We start from the raw sequence: 19,749 nt of genomic DNA on the forward strand, positions 1-19,749 counted from the left end.
GACGACACCAGGCCATTACCGCGCCGCGGTCGTGATCAACAATCACGGTCGGCGTTCCTCCAGGCATTACAAATCAATCACGATGTCGCCCTCAGGTTTTGCGCAGCAAATCAGCACATTGCCATCCGCCGGAGCATCGACAGGGTCCGGCCGGTAGCCCACACTGCCCTCCACAAGTCCGGTCTCGCAAGTGTGACAGACGCCGGTTCGGCACGACCATCGCACCGGTACGTCGCAGGCCTCGGCCAGTTCGAGCAAGCTCTGGAATGTCGGCTCCCAGCGCACATTGAGACCAGTGCGGGCAAACGACACCAGCGGCCCCGAGCCTGGAAGCCCTGCCGGCAAATGTGGTGGCCGGCGAGAGGAAGCAGCTATGCCGGGTGTCATCGCAGGACCGGCGCCGAACATCTCGGTGTGGATGCGATCCGGCGCGATACCCAAGGCTGCAAGGCCGACGGTCAGATCGCTCATGAAGCTCGACGGTCCGCAGACATAGACGTCACAATCGCGAGGCAGGTTGAGCGACTTGAGCGCCTGCGCATCCAGATGGCCGCGAGCGTCGAAATTTATCTCAGGCCGATCCTTGGGGTCGGGGGAGCTGTAGCAAATGTGGCTGTGATGGTGAGCGAGCGCCTTGAGCAGTCCGCGCGCCTCCTCGGCAAACGGATGTTCCTGGCCATTGCGGGTTCCATATAACCACCAGACCTCCCGCGTCGACGCTTCGGCCGCCAAAACATGAAGCATCGCCAGCACCGGCGTCACTCCGATCCCGGCACTCATTAGAACAACCGGCCTATCGCCCGGCCGCAATGTGAAACTGCCGCGTGCTGCACTTGCCTGCACGATGTCGCCGACCTGCAACTCGTCGTCGATGTAGCCGCTGGCAGCACCATGGGCCTCCCGCTTGACGCTGACGCGGTAGCGCGTGGCGCTGGGCTCGCCCGAGAGCGAATAGCTGCGCGTCAGCGCAGGCGCCGAAGCCGGCCCGAGCCGCAGCACCACGAACTGCCCGGGGAGTGCTGCGGCAACAGGTTGGCCATCCGCCGGTTCGAGCACGAGGGAAACCACGCTGCCGCTTTCGCGCACCTTGCGCGATACACGCAGCGGGCGGAACCCGCGCCATGCCGGAGGTGGGCCGGACGCGGCTGTCAGCCCGACGTTTCCTGTCGGCGCGCCCTGCTTCCGCTCCTGTTTGACCAGCGCCTCGAAAGAATGGCGCCAGCCTGGGCTCAGCGCCGGGATGCGCAACGCGCGCTCCAACTGATCGCGAGGGTGGCCCGGCATATAAAGCAGCGCGTTGATCTCGAAAACGCTCATGCCTTCAGGCCCGGACGCCACTTTCGTGATCTCGTCGCCGGCCTGCACTTCGCCTTCCTCCAGCACACGGAAATAAAAACCAGGCCGGCCATGTCTGACCACCAGCGCGGCCATCTCCGGCTCGTCCATGCGTATGCCGAGCCGGTAACAGGTGACGCGTGGTTGCGTCACTTCGAACAAAGCGCCGCCGATCCGGTAACGGTCTCCAATGCATACCTCTGCGTCGGGCAAGCCATCGACGGTGAAATTCTCGCCGAACTGCCCGTAGACGAAGTCGTCCCGGCGCAATTGCTCCTGCCAGTACCGATAGGACTCGATTTGATAGACAAAGACTGCGCGGCGTTCGCCGCCGTGGCCAGCAAGGTCGCCTTGTCCATCGCCGTCCACGTTCAGGCGCCGCACCATACGCGGGCCGTCGACCGGCGTCTTCCAAATGGCCGTGTTGACGATCTTGCCTTGCCAGGTGACGTCGCGCGGCAGGCCTACATTGACCGAAAGCAAGTGTACCATGACATTTCTCCCGAATGACGATCACCGCAATTTCGAGATCGACGGAGGATGGCTACAGCGTCAATCTCAGCTCGAGATAGTGTTCGGTCAATGTCGTCAAGGTGAAGGCTCTGTTGAGACCACTCGGATTTGGCAACAGCCATATGACGGCGCCGGCAAATTCCTCGGGCTGCCGACCCCATTCAACATCGGCTCGAAGACTGATGGCTGCGTAAGCCGCCTTTCCAAGGAAGGCCAGATTGGCTGGCGCAAACTTTCGTATCTTGTTTTCCAGGACGGGTGCGGCGCTGAGGTAATCCTGCCTTTTGAGCTCGTTTGCGCTTTTCGTGGGGCGTGAAACCGCGGATGTCAGACCACAGTCATATTGCAGCAGCTCGCGCTCTTCATTCGCCCGCAGCAGACGCGGTGTAAATCCAGCCAGATGCAAGACCCGCCAAAAACGGTTGCTCGGGTTCGAGAAATTATGCCCGTCGCGAACGGCGGACAGCGCCGGATTCAATCCGCAGAAAACCACGGAGAGGCCAGGCGCGAGGATTTCCGACAATCCGGTGCTCGGCATTGTGGAGTCGTCTGGACCATCGAGATCCGCGGACGTGGCATCATCTTGCATTGTAGGACGTCGCTCGAATTTAGCCTGTCAAATACACCAACCATGCGTCGATCGGACGGTGCTAATCATCTTGCTGAAAATGACGATGAATGGCCTTACTGCATAATTCCCGAAATCGGAATCGATTTCGGGAATTATGCAGTCATTCAAAGTGCTACAGCGTCCTTTGCGCGTCTGAAAGACGCGCGGCGCTGTAGTGGCAATTTGAAAATTATCGGGCGCAATCGATTCTTTGACAGGATCCGCAATGACCACCGAAGCAGCGCGTAGTTCGCATCCCATCTACTTCATCGGAGCTTTTGCCACGGGAGGGCTCCTGACTTTCATGGTGCACCTCAACGGCGAGTTGGCCCGTTATGGCAATCCCCTGTTCTCATCTTGGACCGCACATGGCACGGGCATCATCGCCGCCGTCATTCTTCTCCTGGTGGTCCACCGCCGACGCACCCCGAGGCTAGAAAAAGCCCCCGATGCACCTTGGTGGGCTTATCTCGGAGGGATATCCGGCGCGGCAACGGTCATTCTGACCTCGACCGCGGTCAACTCACCGCTCGGGCTCTCCGGCACCTTGGCTTTGGGTTTGGCAGGCCAGGTCGCCTTCAGCGTCGCGGCCGACAGCTGGGGACTGTTCGGTCTGCCAAAGCGGCGCCCAGATAGACGAGACATCGTGGCACTCGGCTTGGTCGTCACCGGGGCCGCACTCATTATACTGTTTGGGCGAGGTGCGGCGTGACGGTATTCATTCTCCTCGCGTGCCTGGGCGGTGTGCTCGTCGGCCTCAGTCGTCAGCTCAATGGACGGTTGAGCGTATCCACCACGCCGCTGATCGCATCCTTCTGGAACCATGCGATAGGCTTTGCTGCCCTCACCTGCCTCGGTCTTTTTGTCGGAGGTCTGCTTCCTGCGGGTGCGGCCGAGGCGCCTTGGTATGCCTATCTGGGTGGTCCCATCGGCGTCATCTTCGTGGCGGTGGGCAGTTGGGTCATTGCTCGAATAGGCGCGGTCAATTCGGCTCTGCTGATCATCGGTGGACAGATGGTGACAGGGGTGGCGTTTGATTATATCAGCGCCGTCCCAGCGTCATTTTGGGCGAACGCGGCCGGAATTGTTCTCATCGTCGGCGGAATGATGGTCAGCCGGGGACGACGCAAAGCCGGCGGTGCGCAATAGCCAAGCGCAGTGCTGCGATTCCGGTGCTGTCGCTGACCGAACAATTTCATCGGCCGGTCGCAAGCCATGGGGACGGACGGCGGAAACGGCTCCCCGCCGCATCTGCTCTTTCACTCAGCCGTCAATTGCTGGGCCACCTTCACAAGCATCCTGTCGGTGCCCCTTGTGCCGAACAAGGAAAGCGAAGCGTTTCTCGCGCAATTGATAATTGGAAAAGCCAGTTGCGGGCAGCCGCTAAGGCCCGAGAGACACAGAAGCTTGATGCAGGCGGAACGAAATGCTGCGAAGCTTTCCGGTTCGGCATCGCGCGAAGGCGGGCTCATGGCCAAGGTCGGAAGAGCGACGATTACATTTTCGCAGAGCAATCGGTCGATCTGCCGGGAAAAGAGGGCGGCGATCCTGCGTGCCTCGCGCACCTCCTCGTCGTCCAGGCGAGATCCTGACAGAAGGCGCGCAGCAATATCGGGCGCAATGGCTTCAGGGCTCCGCTCGAAGAGTGTTTTGTTGCTTTCCCAGGCTTCCCTTTGGAGGATGGTGATGAACGCCAAGGCAAGATCCGCGAGGCTGAACGAGGCGATAGTATCGGTCCTGCGAATAGGCATGTCCGCTGATCGAAGGCTGGCGATCATCTCGTCGGCGACCGCGTCGTCGATGGTTGCGAAAATATCCTCGGGAATGAGAATAGATGATGGCCGGTCATTTGCCGTCGGCATGCTGACGGCGCTCATTACCGTGGCCATTGGTTCCAGGCTTCTCGTCATGAAGCCCGGCACATCGAAGCTTGGCGCCAGCGGACGCAGTGCCCTGTTGTCGAGGCTTCCATGTGTCGGCCGCCAGCCGATGAGGCCGTTGACGGCGGCGGGCAGCCGAATGGAGCCGGACGTGTCTGTTCCAAGGCCGATATCCACGAGGACAGCGGCAACCGCAACGGCTGAGCCCGACGACGATCCGCCGGGAATGAGCTGAGGATCGCGCGGATTGATAGGCATGCCGAAATGGATGTTGCCGCCGATCAGGGAATAGGCGAGCTCATCCGTATTGGTTTTGCCGACGAAGCAGGCGCCGGCATCGAGCAGCGTCTGGACCAGAGGCGCCGTTGATGTCTTGATGCCGGAGGCAGCGAGTACCGTGGCATTGCCGGCCGCGGTCGGATAGCCGGCAACGTCGAAAAGGTCTTTGACCGCCAGTCGGAGGCCGGAAAGCGGACCGATGGCCGCGTGCCTGACATCCGCATCCGGATAGGGCACGAAAGCGTTCCATGGGTCTCGCACTTGCCCCGGCTCCCTAGATCTTCAGATGTTGCAGCACACGGCCGCGGCTATCTGGACCATTGGGGCTTTCGTCTTCGATCGCCCCGAGTTTGAGAATGGCCCAGCGGTCGGCCACCGAAAGGGCAAAATCCAGGTTCTGTTCGACGAGCAGGATGGTCGTGCCGCGCTTTTCGCGATCGTCCCTTAAGGCTTTGGCGATGTTCTGAACGACGGAGGGCTGCAGGCCTTCGGAGATTTCGTCGATCAGCAGCAGTTTTGGACGCAGCATCAGTGCCCGCGCGAGGATCAGCATTTTCTGCTCCCCACCTGACAGGGTGCCGGCCTTCTGCGCCAGCCGGTCCTTCAGGAAAGGGAAATAGCCGTAGACTCGCTCCAGGGCGGATGCCAGATCCCGGTCGCCTTTGAGCGCAAGGCGTAGATTGTCGCGGATGGAGAGGTCCTGAAACAACGGCAATTCCTGCGGGGCGTAGCCGACGCCGGAAGCGATCAGTTCGGCGGGCTTGCTGTCGGTGATGACAGCACCGTCCACCTCGATCGTGCCTTTGCCGACACGCAGGAAGCCAAGGATCGTCTTCAGCAGCGTCGTCTTGCCCATGCCGTTCTTGCCCATGAGGGCGAAGATCTCGCCCGGCCGGATGGCGAGCGACACGCCATTGACGACATCGATCGCGCCATATCCGCTCGATACGTCGCTGAGCTTGAGTTTGAGCGCGTCAGCCATGGGCGCCTCCTGCGTAGATGGTGCGGACCGTTTCGGAATTGACCACCTCATTCACCGTGCCGTCGAGAACGAGCTTGCCCTGGTGGAGAACCACGATGCGGCTCGATATGTCGCGCACGAAATCCAGATCATGTTCGACCAGGATGGCGGCGAAACCCATCTCGTCCGTCAGTTTCTTGAGGATGGTGCCGATGGTCATGCGTTCGATCTTGGTAAGACCCGCAGTCGGCTCGTCGAGAAGAATGATGCGTGGTTCCAGAGCGACGACCATTGCCAGTTCGAGGGCCTGCCTTTGACCGTGCGACAGCAGCGACACCGGCTTGTCCAGCATGTCAGCCATGCCGGTGAGCGTCAGGATCTCGGCCGCAGCGGCCGGCAGCATGATCTCGGTGAGCGATCGCATCGGGTCGGGTCTCTCGCGGCTGAAACGCGCCATCTTCAGGCATTCGCCGATGGTCATGCTGTCGAAGATGCTGGCGACCTGGAATTTGCGGCCGACGCCGAGGGCGACGATCCGTTCGGGTGCACGGCCGGCGATATTCGTGCCGATGATATCCACTTGACCTTCGATTTGCTGGGTGCCGTCCGACAGACAACGCATCAGCGTGGTCTTGCCGGCGCCGTTGGGGCCGACCAGGCTGACGAGTTCTCCGGCGCCGATTTCAAGGTCGATGCCCTTGAGGACGGAGAAACTGCCATAGGACTTGCCGAGCCCGTGGATCGACAGAAGGCTTTTGCTTGCCAACGCGCCATCCTTGGCGACAATGCGCGTCGGCAAGGACTTCAGAGTGCTGCTGGAGTTCGCCGACTGCAGGAAACGCGTCACCAGGGAAGCGAGGCCGCCCGGCAAAAGGATGATCATGGCGACGAAGAGCGCACCGATGATCAGTTGCCACAGGAAGGGCAGATCGCCCGAAAGGCTGGCACTCAGGTAATCGATGCCGATTGCGCCGAACAACGGTCCTATGATCGTTCCCCGGCCACCGAGCGCCGTCCAGACGACGAGTTCGGTTCCGAATACGAAGCCCGTGTTCTCAGGCGCGACGACACCGGACGCATTGGCGTAGAGGAAACCCGCCAGACCGCATACCGCGGCCAGAACGCCCGTCAGGACGATCTTCAGCCGAGCCGGATTCATGCCGAGATAGGCGATGCGGGCTTCGTTGTCACGGATTGCAGCGAGGAGACGGCCGGCGTCCGACCGGACGAAGACGACGGCAAGAACGGCCAAGACCAGCAGGCACGCGCCCGACAGGCGGAAATAGCCGGGAAGCCCGAGCGGGAGGGTTTCGTAACCGACAAGGCCGCTCGAGGAACCGGTCCACGTACCGCCGGAAAAGACGAGCTGTGTGACGACGATCGGCACCACGAGCGAGATCACGGTGGCATAGAGCGATGTCGATCCGTGATAGAACGACAGCCAGCCAACGGCGAGCCCAAGCACGAGGGGAACGAGCACGGCGGCGACAAGGGCGACGACGAAAAGCGCTGGGCTTGCGCCGATATGGGTGAGGACCATGGCGGTGGCATAGGCGCCCACGCCAAAGAATGCCGCCTGCCCGAAGGTGAGAACACCCGTGTATCCCCACAGCAAATCGACGGTGATCGCCAGCATGGCGTAGATCATCGAACGCGTCAGTACGTTAAGGCTGAAGCGGCCGAGAAACATCGGTCCGAAGACGATCAGCAGCAAGGCTGCGAGAGCCAGCGCCAGAAGAAGGACAAGCCGGAGTTTTTGTCTGTCACGCACGGGCAAATCCCTTCGGACGGATGCGCAATGTGATTGCGCAGAGGACGGCCACGGTGATGCCGCCGAGGATTGGACTGAAATAGGTGCTGACGAGCACCTGAGCGGCTCCGAAGATGAGGCAGGCGGCGGCAAGCGCGCCGAAAGAAGAGCCTGCGACCATCACCAGCATGAAGGCGCCCGTCAGCCAGGCGACGCCCATATTGGGATCGACGCTGGTCAGCGGCGCGAGCAGCACGCCGGCAAGGGCAGCAAGGCCGGTGCCAATCATGAAGGTCGCGAGCCGTACCTTTTCAGTATCGATACCGAGCGCGCGCGCCAGCGTTTCGTTCATGATGACTGCCCGGGCGGAAAGACCAAGTCTTGTCCCATCGAGCAGCAAGGTGAAGCCGAGACCGAGACCGACAGCCGCGACAATGGCGAAAAGACGGTAGGCCGAGTAGCCGGCGCCAAAGAGATCGAAGGTGCCGGGCAGCAGCGCCGGCGTGAACTGCACGTCGCGGCCAAACCAGAGCGTGATCAGCTGCCCGATGACGATGCCAAGGCCCCAGGTTGCAAGAATGGCGTCGAGCGGGCGGCGATAGAGAGGTCGCACGATGAACCGTTCGGCAACGCCGCCGAGGATCGCGCCGACCAGAAACGCGAAGGGAATGGCAAGCCATGGATTGAGGCCGAACCGGCTTACGACGACAGCGCAGTAAGCCCCGATGGTCAGCCATGCGCCATGCGCGAAATTGATGATCTTCAGCACGCCGAAGATCGCAAGCAGCCCGGCGGCAACGATGAAGAGAATGGCCGCAGTGCTGACAATATCGAGAAAGAGCGTCATTTCTAGAACTCCGATGCTGGAGGCGGGGCGCCCTGCCCCGCCACGCTGGTTTCAGAGATTCGGGCACTGATCGCCAGGATCGACGTCCTTGAAGCTATCGACGACTGCAACGCTGCCATCGTCCTTTACCTGGCCAAGATACATCGTCAGCGGCGCGTGGTGCTGTTTGTTCATGGAGATCTTGCCGCGCGGACCGGTGAAGGATACGTCCGGGAGGGCTTTGAGCACGTCCGCCGTATCCGTGCTGCCGGCCTTTTCGACGGCCGCCTTGTAAAGGTAGATCGCTTCATATTGTGGCACGGAAAGATCGTTCGGCGTGCGCAGGTCCTTGCCGAACTTCTTGTCCATGGCCGAGAGAAAAGCCTTGTTTTCCGGGCTGTCGATGCCGGTGACGTAGGATGCCGAGAGGAAGATGTCCTTGGCATCCGCGCCCATGCTCTTGGCGGTGCCTTCATCGACCGCTAGATTGCCGTAAGGCAGTGTGATGCCAGACGAGCGCAGCTGCTTGGTCAAGGTCACGTTCGGTGCGCCGCCGGCCGTCGAGGTGATGATGGCGTCGGCGCCGGAGGAGCGGACCTTGGAGATGATCGCCGTCCAGTCGCTGCCGTCCATTGGCAGATATTCCTCGCCGACGACCTGAGCTCCGGCTTTTTCGATATAGCCCTTGGCGAAGGTCAGCATGCCGCGTCCGAAGGCATAATCCGAACCGATCAGGAAGAACTTCTTTGTGCCCTGTTTGCTGATGAAATTGTCGACGACAGGCGGCACCTGCTGTTCCGGAACCCAGGCATCGACGAAAAGATTGGCGTTGCAGGATTTGCCTTCGTAGAACGACGTGTAGATGTATGGCACGTCACCCTTGGAAATAATCGGCAGTCCGGCATTGCGTGCAGCACTCGTCTCCATGGAGATGACGACGTTCACCTCCTTCTGGAAAACCAGGGAATCGAAGGCCTTTTGCGCGCCGGCCGCCCCTGATGCGTCGTCGGCGATCTCAAGCTGCAGAGGTCGGCCCAGCACGCCGCCTTTGGCATTGATCTCTTCGACGGCAAGCTCGGCAGCTTGGACGACGGACGGCGCGACCACACTATTCGCGCCAGACAGCCCGACCGGCACGCCGATCTTGATCGGATCCTCGGCGAAAGCTGCGGTGGCGAATGCCGCCGATGCCAGCGTCAGGATTATGGCTTTCATTTTCATTTTGTTCCCTTTTCTTGAGTGGGTCGATGTTACCCGTAGACATCGGCTCGGCGGTCGCCGAGCAGATGATTGAAGCTGTTGAGCGTGCGGGTTTCCGTCACGCTCAACAGATCGATTTGCGCAAGGAGGATTTCCTCGCGATCGGCACTGGCCGGACCAGATACGGGCCAGCCTTGTGGGCCGACGATAAGGCTGCTGCCGATGAAGGATTGGCCGCGCTCGATGCCGATCCGGTCGGCGCAGGCAATGTAAAGACCGTTGGTGTGGGCGGCCGCCTTGTGCAGAATATTGGCCATCGGCTCGGGAACGCTTTCCGCACCGGCCATCGGAACCCAGTTGGTAGGCACGCAGACCAGTTCGGCGCCGGCCAGCGCCAACTGACGAAATGTTTCCGGAAACCAGCCGTCGTAGCAGATTGCGATGCCGATACGACCGAAGGGCAGATCGAATACCGGCAGTCCGAGATCGCCTTTTCTGAAAAGACGGGTTTCGTTGTTCCATAGATGAAGCTTGCGGTATTTGCCGATATATCCCTCGGGACCACAGAGAAGAGCGCTGTTGTAAAACCGGTCGCCATCCTGCTCGGCAACGCCGCAGACGATGTAAAGGCCAAGCTCCCCGGCAAGACGGCAGAGCGTCTCGGCACTCGGGCCGCCGGGTACCGGGCCGGCCAATGCGGCAACCTCGTCGCCGTCACGGAAGGTGTAGCCACTATCGGCCAGTTCCGGCAGAACGACGATCTCCGCGCCTTGGGCCTTTGCCGCCGTCGCCAGCCGATCGATAGCCGCAAGATTACCGGCGCGATCACCGACGATCGGTTCGAATTGGACGGTTGCGACGGTTACCGTCCGTGCGGTTGAGGTCTTGACGGTCAATCTTGTCTCCAAACGCAAAAAACCTCTGGCACGGAATTCAATCCGTGAACCAGAGGCTACATAGCCATGATGTGAATGCGGCAGCCCTGCCGCCGAGCAAACCTGCTCGTTGTCTTTAGGCTTGCACGAAAGAATGTGACCGTCAAGCCGCTTTAGCAGGCATTTTCAGGGTGCACAGGTTCGGCGACTTAAGGTTGAGTTTTTGCACCGATGGAAAGTCCGAGGCTTTTCATGGTGTCTTGCGCGGCAATGATGGATTCGGCAATCGTCGCCATCGGAACGCGCTTTGACGTCGCCTGATCGCGCAACAGCTTATAGGCCGCCTCCTCGTCAAGACCATTCATCACCCGCAGCGCCGAAACGGCTTTTTCGACCAGCCGGCGACTTTTCAAAGTTTCCTCGAGTTTCTGCACCTTGCCGGCGAGCCGTTTTTCGTAGCTCTGCCGATAGCGTGCAAGCGCAAATTGCGTCAGGATGCCGAGTGGCCGCAACGGTTTGCTAATCACGCCGTGAGCGTTGAGATCGATGATCGCCTGGAGCGCTGTCGGGCTCTCATAGGTTACGATGGCGATGATCGCCGTCTGCTGGAGGTCGATAATCTGCAGCGCGTGCTCGACATGCACATCCTCGACGTGCAGAAAGACGGTGTCTACGTCAGGAGGCAAAGCTGGCGGAAGCGGCCAGGTGGCCCGGACCTCACATCCAAGGCGCTTGAGGTGGGCGATCAGCACGTCGCCGTCCTCGTCGCGCGGATGGACGACCAGAACGCGTGCACGCCGCAGATCCTGAACGATCCTGCTCGGTCCCGCCATCTCAGGCCTCCAGCCAAACGTCTTCGAACCGCGACGCCGTCAGGTACGGGTCCGGCCGGATCGGGCCAGGCGCCTGCCAGGCAATGTCGAAAAGCCCATCGGCCCACGCCACGCCGATGCGGGGATGCAACCAGAGATGACGGGTATCGGCGTCGAAGTTGATCCGGCCCTTAGGAGCCAGAAAATCTTCCAGGAGAATTTCTTCGGAAATGCGATGGGTCTCGAGCGAGCCGGCCCGGGCAAGCGCGCGGGCGAAAAGGTGAACCTGCGCATAGGCCGGCTGCGACCAGACGCTCGTGGTGAAGTCCTGGCCGAAACGGGCTTTGAACGCTCCCACGAAACGCTCATTCGCCTCGTTCTCGACCGTCTGGAAATAGGTCGCCGAGAGAATATGGCCGGTGCAGGCGTCGGCTCCGATTTCGCGAATCTCGCTCTCGGCCATGGTCAGACTGGCAATCGGAACCCGCGTTCGATCGATCCCGGCCTCGGCATACATGCGGTAAAAACGCTGCGCCGGCCGGCCGATGATCGTCGAGAAGATGGCATCGGGCTTGAGACGGACGATATCGGAAATAACCGAACGCAAGGTTTGTTCGTCGGCATGAAGAGGAAGATATCGTTCGCTGACGACTTCACCGCCCTTTGCCTCTACCACATCCCGCATGACCCGGTTGGATTCGCGCGGATAAATATAATCCGCACCGACGAAGAGGATGCGGCGTCCGTGGTGGCGGAGAAGGTATTCTGCGAGCGCGAAAGTATTCTGATTGAGGGTCGCGCCGGTATAGACCACATTCTCCGAATATTCGAAACCTTCATACATCGACGGATAAAACAGCAGTCCGTTGTGCCGCTCGACGATCGGCAGCACCGCCTTTCGGCTGGCCGACATCGACGCACCGAAGATGATGTTGACGTCGTCATCGGCCAGAAGTCGCCGTGCCAGATTGCGATAGGCGGTTTGGTCCCCGCCCGGATCATAGGCGATCGGAACGATGGGCTTGCCGAGCACGCCGCCCGCCGCATTGACTTCCTCGATCGCAAGTGCGGTGCCAAGAAAGTGCTCGGTTTCCGTAATTTCACTAATTCCGCTTCTGGAAAACAGCACTCCCACCCGCCATTCGGAGCTTGTCATCTTTGCCTTTTCCGACGTGTTGGAGGTTCGAAAGCGGTGAATGCCTCAGTTCCGCGCTTTCGACTTCCATACCCTTAGTGCTTTTTCATGGGGTGCTGCAAGCGGGTAGGATGCAGGTCACCCGCGTATCACCCAACTGATGGAGACAGGTTACCGGCTATGAACCGATGCAGGCATCACATCGTCGGGGATCGGGCACACATAGGCTTTGCCGCTGGTCTTTTCTCGCCACTCGGCGGTCGCGGCTGCCAGGAGGTCGGATGACGACATCAATGCGAGCCCGGTGGTCGCAAGCGTCTTGGCCGCATGCGCCATGGCTTTGTGCGCGGCGGAGCTTCTTCCCTGCGCGACCACTTGCCAGGTATGGGGATTGGTGCCGATCGCCCAGGCTGGCGCCCAGCATTGCGCGGTCGGCGTCACCCAGCTGACGTCGCCGACATCGGTCGATCCGGCCCGGAAATGCGATTGTCCTTCGAAATCGCGCAGACCGGTGTGCAAGGGCGTCGAGCCATCGACCTTGGCATTGGAGAACACATCGCCCTTGATCTGATAGAGGCGGATGCTGCTCCTGATCGCTTCCTCAGTGAAGGTAGCTTGGATCTCCCGGGCGAAGGCGATGTCGGCCTCGTCGAAGGCGATCGGCCCGAGCGCGACCATGTTCTCGTGCATCGCCGTTTCCAGCGTGATGTTGGGAAGAAGGTTCGTCGAGGCGGTGTCGAACACGATCTCGACCGCGGTTTCGGTCATCATCGCCGCACCTCGTGCAACTTTCTCGACGCGCCCGGCAAGCTCAAGTGCCTGCGGCATGTCGGGCGCCCTGATCAGATAGAGAACCTCGGCGCTGGCCTGCACGACATTGGCGGCCCTGCCGCCGGTGTCGGTGATCGCGTAGTGAACGCGACAATCCTGCGGCATGTGTTCACGCAGGAAATTGACGCCGACATTCATGAGTTCGACCGCATCGAGCGCCGAACGGCCGAGATGGGCGCTGTTGGCAGCATGTGCCGCGACACCCCTGAAGCGATAGTAATATTCGAGAACGGCAAGATTGTTCGTCGAACGAACACCGTTGAACGGAGCCGGATGCCAGGTCAGGGCGGCATCGACGTCATCGAATGCACCAGCGCGAACCATGAAGGTCTTGCCGGAACCGCCCTCCTCTCCCGGGCAGCCGTAATAGCGCACCGTTCCGGGCAGGTTGTTCTCGTTGAGGTGGCGGGCAAGCGCAACCGCCGCCATCAGCGACCCGACACCAAGCAGATTGTGCCCGCAGCCGTGGCCGGTTGCTCCTGCCGCCTCGGGAAGAGGCTCGGCCACGTCGGCGGTCTGGCTCATTCCGGCCAGGGCATCGAATTCGCCGAGGAAAGCAATCACCGGCTTGCCGCTGCCGGATTCGCCGATGAAGGCCGTTTCCATGTCTGCGACGCCGCGGCGCACAGCAAAGCCGTTTTTCTCGAGCGTCCTTGCCAGCAATTGCGACGAGCGCCGCTCCTCGAATTTCAACTCCGCGAAATCCCAGATACTGTCGCTGAGAGCGATATAATCCGGCTTCATCTTTTCGATCGTCGCGGCAATGGAGCTGATCGCGTCAAGATTCATGGCATTTCCTCACTGTCTGTCCTGCCGCCACAGGGACGTGCTGCACCGGACCCGGCAGGACTGCCTGCCGGATCTCCTGTTGAGTGTCGAAGTAGGATGGACCCACCGGGCGCGGCAGTTCAGGCTCAATTGTCGAGCGAAACTTCCCAAAGACGGGCATTCGATTGCCAGACGGGCTGGCCCTTCAGCTTCTTGGTGGCACCCCAGACATCGACCATGTCATAGAGGAAGATGCCCGGCATTTCCTTGAGCATCAGCGTATGAAACTCGTCGAAGATCGCCTGACGCTTCGTCTGGTCGGACTCCGCATAGGCGGCCTTCATCAACTCGACGGCCTTCGGGTCATCCCACATCAATGACGCATTCTTGTCCTTGTTGCCGACATAGAAGCCGTACATCAGCGCCGGATCGAGCCGCGGCGCGACCGATTGCGAGATGATTTGGTAGTTGCCGGACCGGCGGCGATCGACCTGTGTCGCATAGTCGAGCACCTCGATCTGCACATTGAGACCTGCCTGCTGCATCATGGCCTGCGCCATCACCGCGGCCGGGAAGCTTGGCACGTTGCTGCGCTTGTTGGCGATGATGGTAATCGGCTCGCCCTTGTAGCCGGCCTCCGCGAGCTCCTTCTTCGCGGCCTCGATGTCGTAGGGCAGACGCTCCTTCTGAACATCGTCGAAATAGAGCGAGTCTTGCGAAACCATCGAACCGTTGGCTGCGCCGGTGCCATTGGAGGCGGCCTCGACGAGTTGGTCGAGATCGAGTGCCATCGCCATGGCGCGACGCACGCCGGGATTGCTCAGAACCTTGTCGCGCGTCTGGATGTAGAAGAGGTTTTTGCCGTTATTGCGGGCCACGATTAACTGCATCGTATCGCTCGTCTTGAATTCGGGAATGAGATCCGGCGAAATCTCCGCGGTATCGAGCACGCCGGACTGAAGGCCGGCCTTCACGGTCGAAGCATCGGGAATGACCATGAACTTGATGCCATCGACGAGAGGGCGTTTGGAGCCGACCATGCCGTCGGGCTTGCCGTCGTTCTGAGGCGAGACATAATCATCGAACTTGGCGAGATGGATATACTCGCCCTTCTTCCATTCATCCCATTTGAAGGGGCCGGTGCCGATCGGCTTGACGAAGCTTCCGTCCGCGCCGACCGATTCCGGGGAGATTATCCCAGTGTAACCGCATTCGGGGCGCGACATCAGGCCAAGGAAAACCGCGGATGGCTTTTCCAGCGTGATGGTGACGGTCGAAGCATCGACTGCCTTTACCCCCGTAACATGCACGCTGCCACTGCCGTCGAAGTCAGGAAGGCAGGTCCATTTCGTTTCAGGCTTGAGATAGCGGTTCCAGTTCCACACGACGTCATCGGCGATCAATTTCTTGCCGTTATGGAATTTGACGTCGTCACGCAGTTTGAAGCTATAGGTCAGCCCATCCGCCGAGACTTCGAAGCTCTTTGCCAGCAGCGGCTTGACCTCGCCGTTGTTGGCATAGCCGACGAGCCCTTCGACGATGTGCAGGATGACGCCATCGGTATTGCCGTCGCGATTGACGCCCGGATTGGCACTGCGCAGATCGGAACTTTGAGCCACGACGATGTCGCGGGCGTCGACCACGCCGGTCATCGCCATTAACATGGTCCCTGCAAGAAGAAGCTTATGCATTGTTCTACCCTCTTTTATGGATCGTTAGGATTGGAATTCATCCCAGCAGGCGCGTGAAAGCCTGCCGATGGTTTCAAGCGCGACCGTGTAGCCGGGGGTGCCGTCCGGCATTTCCTGCGGCACGTCGTCGGTAAAGGCGGCGATGATGTAGAAGGGGGACCCGTCGCGATAGACGACACCGGCATTCATGCGGCCGCGCTTTCCCGTGCCGCCCTTGTGGGCGACGAGCACACCGAATGGCAGCCGGGAAGGAATGGCATAGCGCAGGATCTGGTTCTTCAGGGTTTGAAGCGCGTAAGCGCATAGCGCCTGCGAGCAGCCGAGCCGGTCCGCAGCTTCCCGCGAATCCTGCGCATCCAGGATGGTCTGCAGCAGATAGACCTGATCCCGCGCCGTCGTCGTGGTGACGGCCTTCAATGAATGATCGGGAGACAACGCCAAGGGAGGGATCAGGAAGCGATGGTTGGTGCCTGTCATGCCGATTGACTTGCAATAGCTGTCGACCTCTTCGAGCGTCAGCCTTTCGAAGACCATTTTGGTGCAGACATTGTCGCTCAGCACCATCATGCCGGTGATCGCATCGCGCAGCGATATGACGATACCGGGCGTCAGATAGCGGAACATCCCGCTCGCCACTTCCTCGGCGAAACGTTTTTCGTAGGTGATCTGTTCGTCCAGATCCAGCCGGCCTTCATGTGCGGCCTTCAGGGCTGCCAACATGATCGAAGTCTTTCGGGTGCTGGCGGAGGGGGTTTCCTCGTCCGCGCCTCTGCCGATCGTTTCACCGCTGCCAAGCGCACGCACCATGAAGCGCGTCACGAAAGGCTGGGCATCGCAGATTGCGTTCAATCGCTCCGCGAGCTTTCCGGATTCAATCATCGTCATGTCAGTTCTCCAGGCGCCATTTGAGGATCACGCCGCCCTGAGCATTGTGGTCCAGAGCGGGGATGGCCGAGAGAAGCCGTTGCGTATAGGCCTCCTTCGGTCTGTCGAAAACCGTATCGCGGTCGCCCTCCTCGATGATCCGGCCGTCCTGCATGACGACGACGCGATCGGCCACCTGTTCGACCACGCCGAGATCATGGCTGATGAACAGGCAGGAAAAGCCGTAGCGTTTTTGCAGATCGGACAGGAGTTCGAGCACCTGCGCCCTGACCGTCACGTCGAGCGCCGATACCGGTTCGTCGGCGATCAGGAATTTCGGCCGGCGCGCAATGGCGCGGGCAATCGCCACGCGCTGCCGCTGGCCGCCCGAAAGCTCATGCGGGTAGCGCCCGGCATAGTCGGACCCAAGACCGACTTCCTCCAGCGTCTCCAGGGCGCGCTTGCGCTTTGCCGCAGCGTCCAGATCGGGAACGAGCCGCAGCGCTTCTTCCACGAGTGTGAGGATGGTCATGCGCGGATCGAGCGAAGAATAAGGATCCTGAAACACCATTTGGCAATTCAGCCGATAGTCCATCCAGTCGTCGTCGCGGCTGCGTCCCTTGAACCGGATATCGCCTTCGCTCTCCCGGACCAGTCCGGCAATGGTGCGGCCGAGCGTGGTCTTGCCGGAACCCGAACCGCCGACCAGTGCCACGACTTCGCCCTCGTGGATATCGATGCTGACGCCATGCAGCGCCCGTTTCGGCGTTGCCTTCTTCATCAGCGACCGCCGGCCTGCATAATCGACGACGATATCCCGCGCCGAAACCATCGGCGCCCTGGTCTTGTCGATCGTCCGCGTCTCTCCGCGGAACGGCAGGGAGGAAAGCAGTTTCTTCGTATAGGCACGCTGCGGTGCGTCGAGCAGATCGGCGGTGCGTCCTTCTTCGACGATCAGGCCCTTTTCCATGACGACGATGCGGTTCGTGTAACGGGCAACCATCGGCAGGTCGTGACTGATCAGCAGCACGGCGGTGCCTTCCGCCTGAGTCAACTCCACCATCAATTCCATGACATCGCGCTGGATCACGGCATCGAGCGCGGTCGTCGGCTCGTCGGCGATCAAGAGCGCCGGTTTCAGCAGCATGACCGATGCCAGCATGATGCGCTGGCGCATGCCGCCCGAGAATTCATGCGGATAGGACGTGAGCGCCCCGGCCGGATCGCGGATGCCGACCCGGTTCAGCATGTCGAGGATCCGGCTGCGCCGCTCTTCACGCGAAAGTTTCGTATGCAGCTGCAACCCTTCTTCGAGTTGGCGGCCGACGGTCATCGAGGGATTGAGCGAAGTCATCGGCTCCTGGAAGACGACACCGATTTCCGCACCACGCAATTGGCGCAATTGCGCGCCGTTCATGGAAAGCACGTCGCGTCCCTTGTAGGCAATGGAGCCGCCGATCACCTTGATGGGTGCCGGCAGCAGCGAGATCAGGGCGCGTGTTGCCAGCGTCTTGCCCGATCCGCTTTCTCCGACGATGCCGAAGATTTCGCCGGGCGCGATGTCGAAACTGACGTCCTTGACGACCTGCACACCGGTTCCAGTGACCTGAAGCGACAGGTTGCGGACATTCAAAAGCGTTCTATTGGTCATTTCAGCCCCCTCATCCGCGGATCAAGTTTGTCCCGAAGGGCGTCGCCCAGAAGATTTATGCCGAGGAGCGTCAGGGCGATCGCCAGGCCCGGGAACAGACCCAGCCAGACAGCCTGCTCGATGAATGGTCGGCCGGCAGCCAGCATGTTGCCCCAGGTTGGCGCCGGTGGCGGAACGCCGAGGCCGAGAAAGCTGAGCGCGCTTTCCGAAAGGATCGCCCAGCCGAACATCGATGTCGCCAGCACGGTGATCGGCGCGATGCAATTGGGGAGGATATGGCGGAACATGGTATAGAGCTCGCCATTGCCCATCACCTTGGAGGCCTCGATGAATTCTCGCTCGCGCAGCGACAGGACGGCACCCCGGACAACGCGGGCCATGGAGGGAGAATAGGCAATGCCCAGCGCGAAGATGATGCCATATTGGTTGGCGCCGAAGACGGCGAGCAATCCAAGCGCCAGAAGGATGCCTGGAAAGGCGAGAAGCGCATTGTTGACGGCCATGATGACGGCATCGATCCAACGGCGGGCGTAACCGCTGACGAGACCGATCAGCGTACCGCAGACCGTCGCGAATGTGACCGTCAATGTGCCGATCCAGACGCTCGCCCGGGCGCCGACGATCAGGCGGCTGAGCACGTCGCGGCCGAATTCGTCGGTTCCGAGCCAGTGGGCGCTGCTTGGCGCCGCCAGCCGTGCCGTGAAGCCAAGCTTCATCGGATCATAGGGGGTCCAGAAAAGGCCGATCGCAGCGGAGATGAGCAATGCGGCAATCAGAATGCTGCCGATGAAGCCGTTGAAGGTGACGTTTTTCATTCGGCGACTACCCGCGGATCGAACAAGGGATAGAGCAGGTCGACGACCAAATTGACCAGCACGTAGGAAAGCGAGACGAACAGCAGGCAACCCTGGATAACGGGGTAATCGCGGGCAAAAATACTGTCGACCATCAGTCGCCCGAGCCCCGGAATGGTGAAGACCGTCTCGATGACGGCAATGCCGCCGAGCAGATTGCCGAGGATCAGACCGATGACTGTCCAGGTCGGGCCGAAGGAATTCTTGAAGGCGTGCCGCCAGAGGACGGCGCTCTCGGAAAGCCCCTTGGCTCGGGCGTGGGTGATGTAGTCGAGACGCAGCACTTCCAGCGTCGAGGCGCGTGCCATACGGATCAACACACCCATTTCGTGAATGACCAGGGTCATGATCGGCAGCACGAGGTAGAGCAGGCCGCCGGTGAGGTTGCTGCCGATCGAGACATAGCCGAGGACCGGTAGCCAGCTGAGTTTCAAGCCGAAGAAAAGCAGAAGCAGGAGGCCGAGCCAGAATGTCGGGATCGACAGCAGGATCGTGGCCGTGCCGACCAGCGCCAGGTCCGTCAGACTGTTCTGCCGCCAGGCGGCGATGACGCCGGCCGGCACGGCGATGAGGCTCGCCAGAAGCACGGCGACGACGACGATTTCGGCGCTGACCAGAAAACGTGAAGCGACGAGCGGCAGAACCGGCTCGTCATTGACGATCGAGCGGCCGAAGTCACCCTGCACGACATTGGCGCTCCAGATCAGGAACTGTCGCGGCAACGATTTGTCGAGGCCGAGTTCCGAGCGCATCGCCGCGATCTGGGCCGGCTCAGCCATATCACCCAGCATCAGTGCCGCCGGATCGCCGGGTATGAAGCGGATCAGCGTGAAGACGGTCACCGAAACGAGGACGATCGTCGGCAATGCCATCAACAGGCGGTTCAGAACGAATTTCAGCATTTTTGTTCCCCG

18 protein-coding genes are annotated in these 19,749 nt (G+C 60.7%); 2 read left to right on the plus strand and 16 right to left on the minus strand.

Going from position 1 to position 19,749, the window contains the following annotated elements; genetic code table 11:
* Positions 1 to 66: 66 nt before the first annotated feature.
* Positions 67 to 1,827 (minus strand): MOSC and FAD-binding oxidoreductase domain-containing protein, encoded by a 1,761-nt coding sequence (locus RLCC275e_RS29565; protein ID WP_033183600.1) that lies wholly within the window; start codon positions 1,825 to 1,827, stop codon positions 67 to 69.
* 52 nt (positions 1,828 to 1,879) lie between these two features.
* A complete protein-coding gene (gene mug, locus RLCC275e_RS29570) occupies positions 1,880 to 2,437 on the minus strand; it encodes a G/U mismatch-specific DNA glycosylase (protein WP_033183599.1) in 558 nt (185 codons plus the stop codon).
* 247 nt (positions 2,438 to 2,684) lie between these two features.
* On the opposite strand from mug, the gene RLCC275e_RS29575 reads away from it, so the two are divergent.
* Together RLCC275e_RS29575 and RLCC275e_RS29580 are read left to right on the plus strand one after the other, a co-directional pair.
* On the plus strand, positions 2,685 to 3,170 hold the full coding sequence (locus RLCC275e_RS29575) for a DMT family transporter (protein WP_033183598.1): 486 nt from the start codon (positions 2,685 to 2,687) through the stop codon (positions 3,168 to 3,170).
* Positions 3,167 to 3,607, plus strand: coding sequence for a DMT family transporter (locus RLCC275e_RS29580; RefSeq protein ID WP_033183597.1), 441 nt, complete (start codon positions 3,167 to 3,169; stop codon positions 3,605 to 3,607). Before RLCC275e_RS29575 ends, RLCC275e_RS29580 begins: the two co-directional genes overlap by 4 nt.
* A 110-nt stretch (positions 3,608 to 3,717) precedes the next feature.
* On the opposite strand, the gene RLCC275e_RS29585 is transcribed toward RLCC275e_RS29580, so the two are convergent.
* From RLCC275e_RS29585 to RLCC275e_RS29650, 14 genes are all read right to left on the minus strand, one after another.
* Entirely contained in the window at positions 3,718 to 4,878 is a 1,161-nt protein-coding gene (locus RLCC275e_RS29585) for an amidase family protein (protein ID WP_033183596.1), read from the minus strand.
* Between the two features lie 13 nt (positions 4,879 to 4,891).
* Complete coding sequence (locus tag RLCC275e_RS29590; protein ID WP_033183595.1) at positions 4,892 to 5,599, minus strand: ABC transporter ATP-binding protein; 708 nt, start codon at positions 5,597 to 5,599, stop codon at positions 4,892 to 4,894.
* Complete coding sequence (locus RLCC275e_RS29595; RefSeq protein ID WP_050516858.1) at positions 5,592 to 7,349, minus strand: branched-chain amino acid ABC transporter ATP-binding protein/permease; 1,758 nt, start codon at positions 7,347 to 7,349, stop codon at positions 5,592 to 5,594. Before RLCC275e_RS29595 ends, RLCC275e_RS29590 begins: the two co-directional genes overlap by 8 nt.
* Positions 7,342 to 8,175 carry a branched-chain amino acid ABC transporter permease gene (locus RLCC275e_RS29600; protein WP_033183593.1) on the minus strand — a complete coding sequence of 278 codons (834 nt, stop codon included), beginning with the start codon at positions 8,173 to 8,175 and terminating at the stop codon, positions 7,342 to 7,344. Before RLCC275e_RS29600 ends, RLCC275e_RS29595 begins: the two co-directional genes overlap by 8 nt.
* Positions 8,176 to 8,226: 51 nt before the next feature.
* Positions 8,227 to 9,375 (minus strand): substrate-binding protein, encoded by a 1,149-nt coding sequence (locus RLCC275e_RS29605; protein WP_033183592.1) that lies wholly within the window; start codon positions 9,373 to 9,375, stop codon positions 8,227 to 8,229.
* A gap of 29 nt (positions 9,376 to 9,404) precedes the next feature.
* A complete protein-coding gene (locus RLCC275e_RS29610; protein ID WP_033183591.1) occupies positions 9,405 to 10,250 on the minus strand; it encodes a nitrilase family protein in 846 nt (281 codons plus the stop codon).
* Between the two features lie 188 nt (positions 10,251 to 10,438).
* Positions 10,439 to 11,062: an ANTAR domain-containing response regulator gene (locus RLCC275e_RS29615; protein ID WP_033183590.1), complete on the minus strand. Its 624-nt coding sequence runs from the start codon at positions 11,060 to 11,062 to the stop codon at positions 10,439 to 10,441.
* A gap of 1 nt (position 11,063) precedes the next feature.
* Positions 11,064 to 12,197 carry a transporter substrate-binding domain-containing protein gene (locus RLCC275e_RS29620; protein ID WP_033183589.1) on the minus strand — a complete coding sequence of 378 codons (1,134 nt, stop codon included), beginning with the start codon at positions 12,195 to 12,197 and terminating at the stop codon, positions 11,064 to 11,066.
* Between the two features lie 150 nt (positions 12,198 to 12,347).
* Positions 12,348 to 13,796 (minus strand): M20 family metallopeptidase, encoded by a 1,449-nt coding sequence (locus RLCC275e_RS29625; RefSeq protein WP_033183588.1) that lies wholly within the window; start codon positions 13,794 to 13,796, stop codon positions 12,348 to 12,350.
* Between the two features lie 125 nt (positions 13,797 to 13,921).
* Positions 13,922 to 15,466 carry an ABC transporter substrate-binding protein gene (locus RLCC275e_RS29630; RefSeq protein ID WP_033183587.1) on the minus strand — a complete coding sequence of 515 codons (1,545 nt, stop codon included), beginning with the start codon at positions 15,464 to 15,466 and terminating at the stop codon, positions 13,922 to 13,924.
* Between the two features lie 24 nt (positions 15,467 to 15,490).
* Positions 15,491 to 16,351, minus strand: a complete 861-nt coding sequence (locus tag RLCC275e_RS29635) for a serine hydrolase (protein WP_033183586.1) — start codon at positions 16,349 to 16,351, stop codon at positions 15,491 to 15,493.
* Between the two features lies 1 nt (position 16,352).
* Positions 16,353 to 17,981, minus strand: coding sequence for an ABC transporter ATP-binding protein (locus RLCC275e_RS29640; protein WP_033183585.1), 1,629 nt, complete (start codon positions 17,979 to 17,981; stop codon positions 16,353 to 16,355).
* Positions 17,978 to 18,796, minus strand: coding sequence for an ABC transporter permease (locus tag RLCC275e_RS29645; protein WP_033183584.1), 819 nt, complete (start codon positions 18,794 to 18,796; stop codon positions 17,978 to 17,980). The genes RLCC275e_RS29640 and RLCC275e_RS29645 overlap by 4 nt, the downstream gene beginning before the upstream one ends.
* On the minus strand, positions 18,793 to 19,737 hold the full coding sequence (locus RLCC275e_RS29650; RefSeq protein WP_033183583.1) for an ABC transporter permease: 945 nt from the start codon (positions 19,735 to 19,737) through the stop codon (positions 18,793 to 18,795). Before RLCC275e_RS29650 ends, RLCC275e_RS29645 begins: the two co-directional genes overlap by 4 nt.
* Between the last annotated feature and the right edge of the window lie 12 nt (positions 19,738 to 19,749).

The sequence above is a fragment of the Rhizobium brockwellii genome (assembly GCF_000769405.2).
Classification (GTDB): Bacteria; Pseudomonadota; Alphaproteobacteria; order Rhizobiales; family Rhizobiaceae; genus Rhizobium; species Rhizobium brockwellii.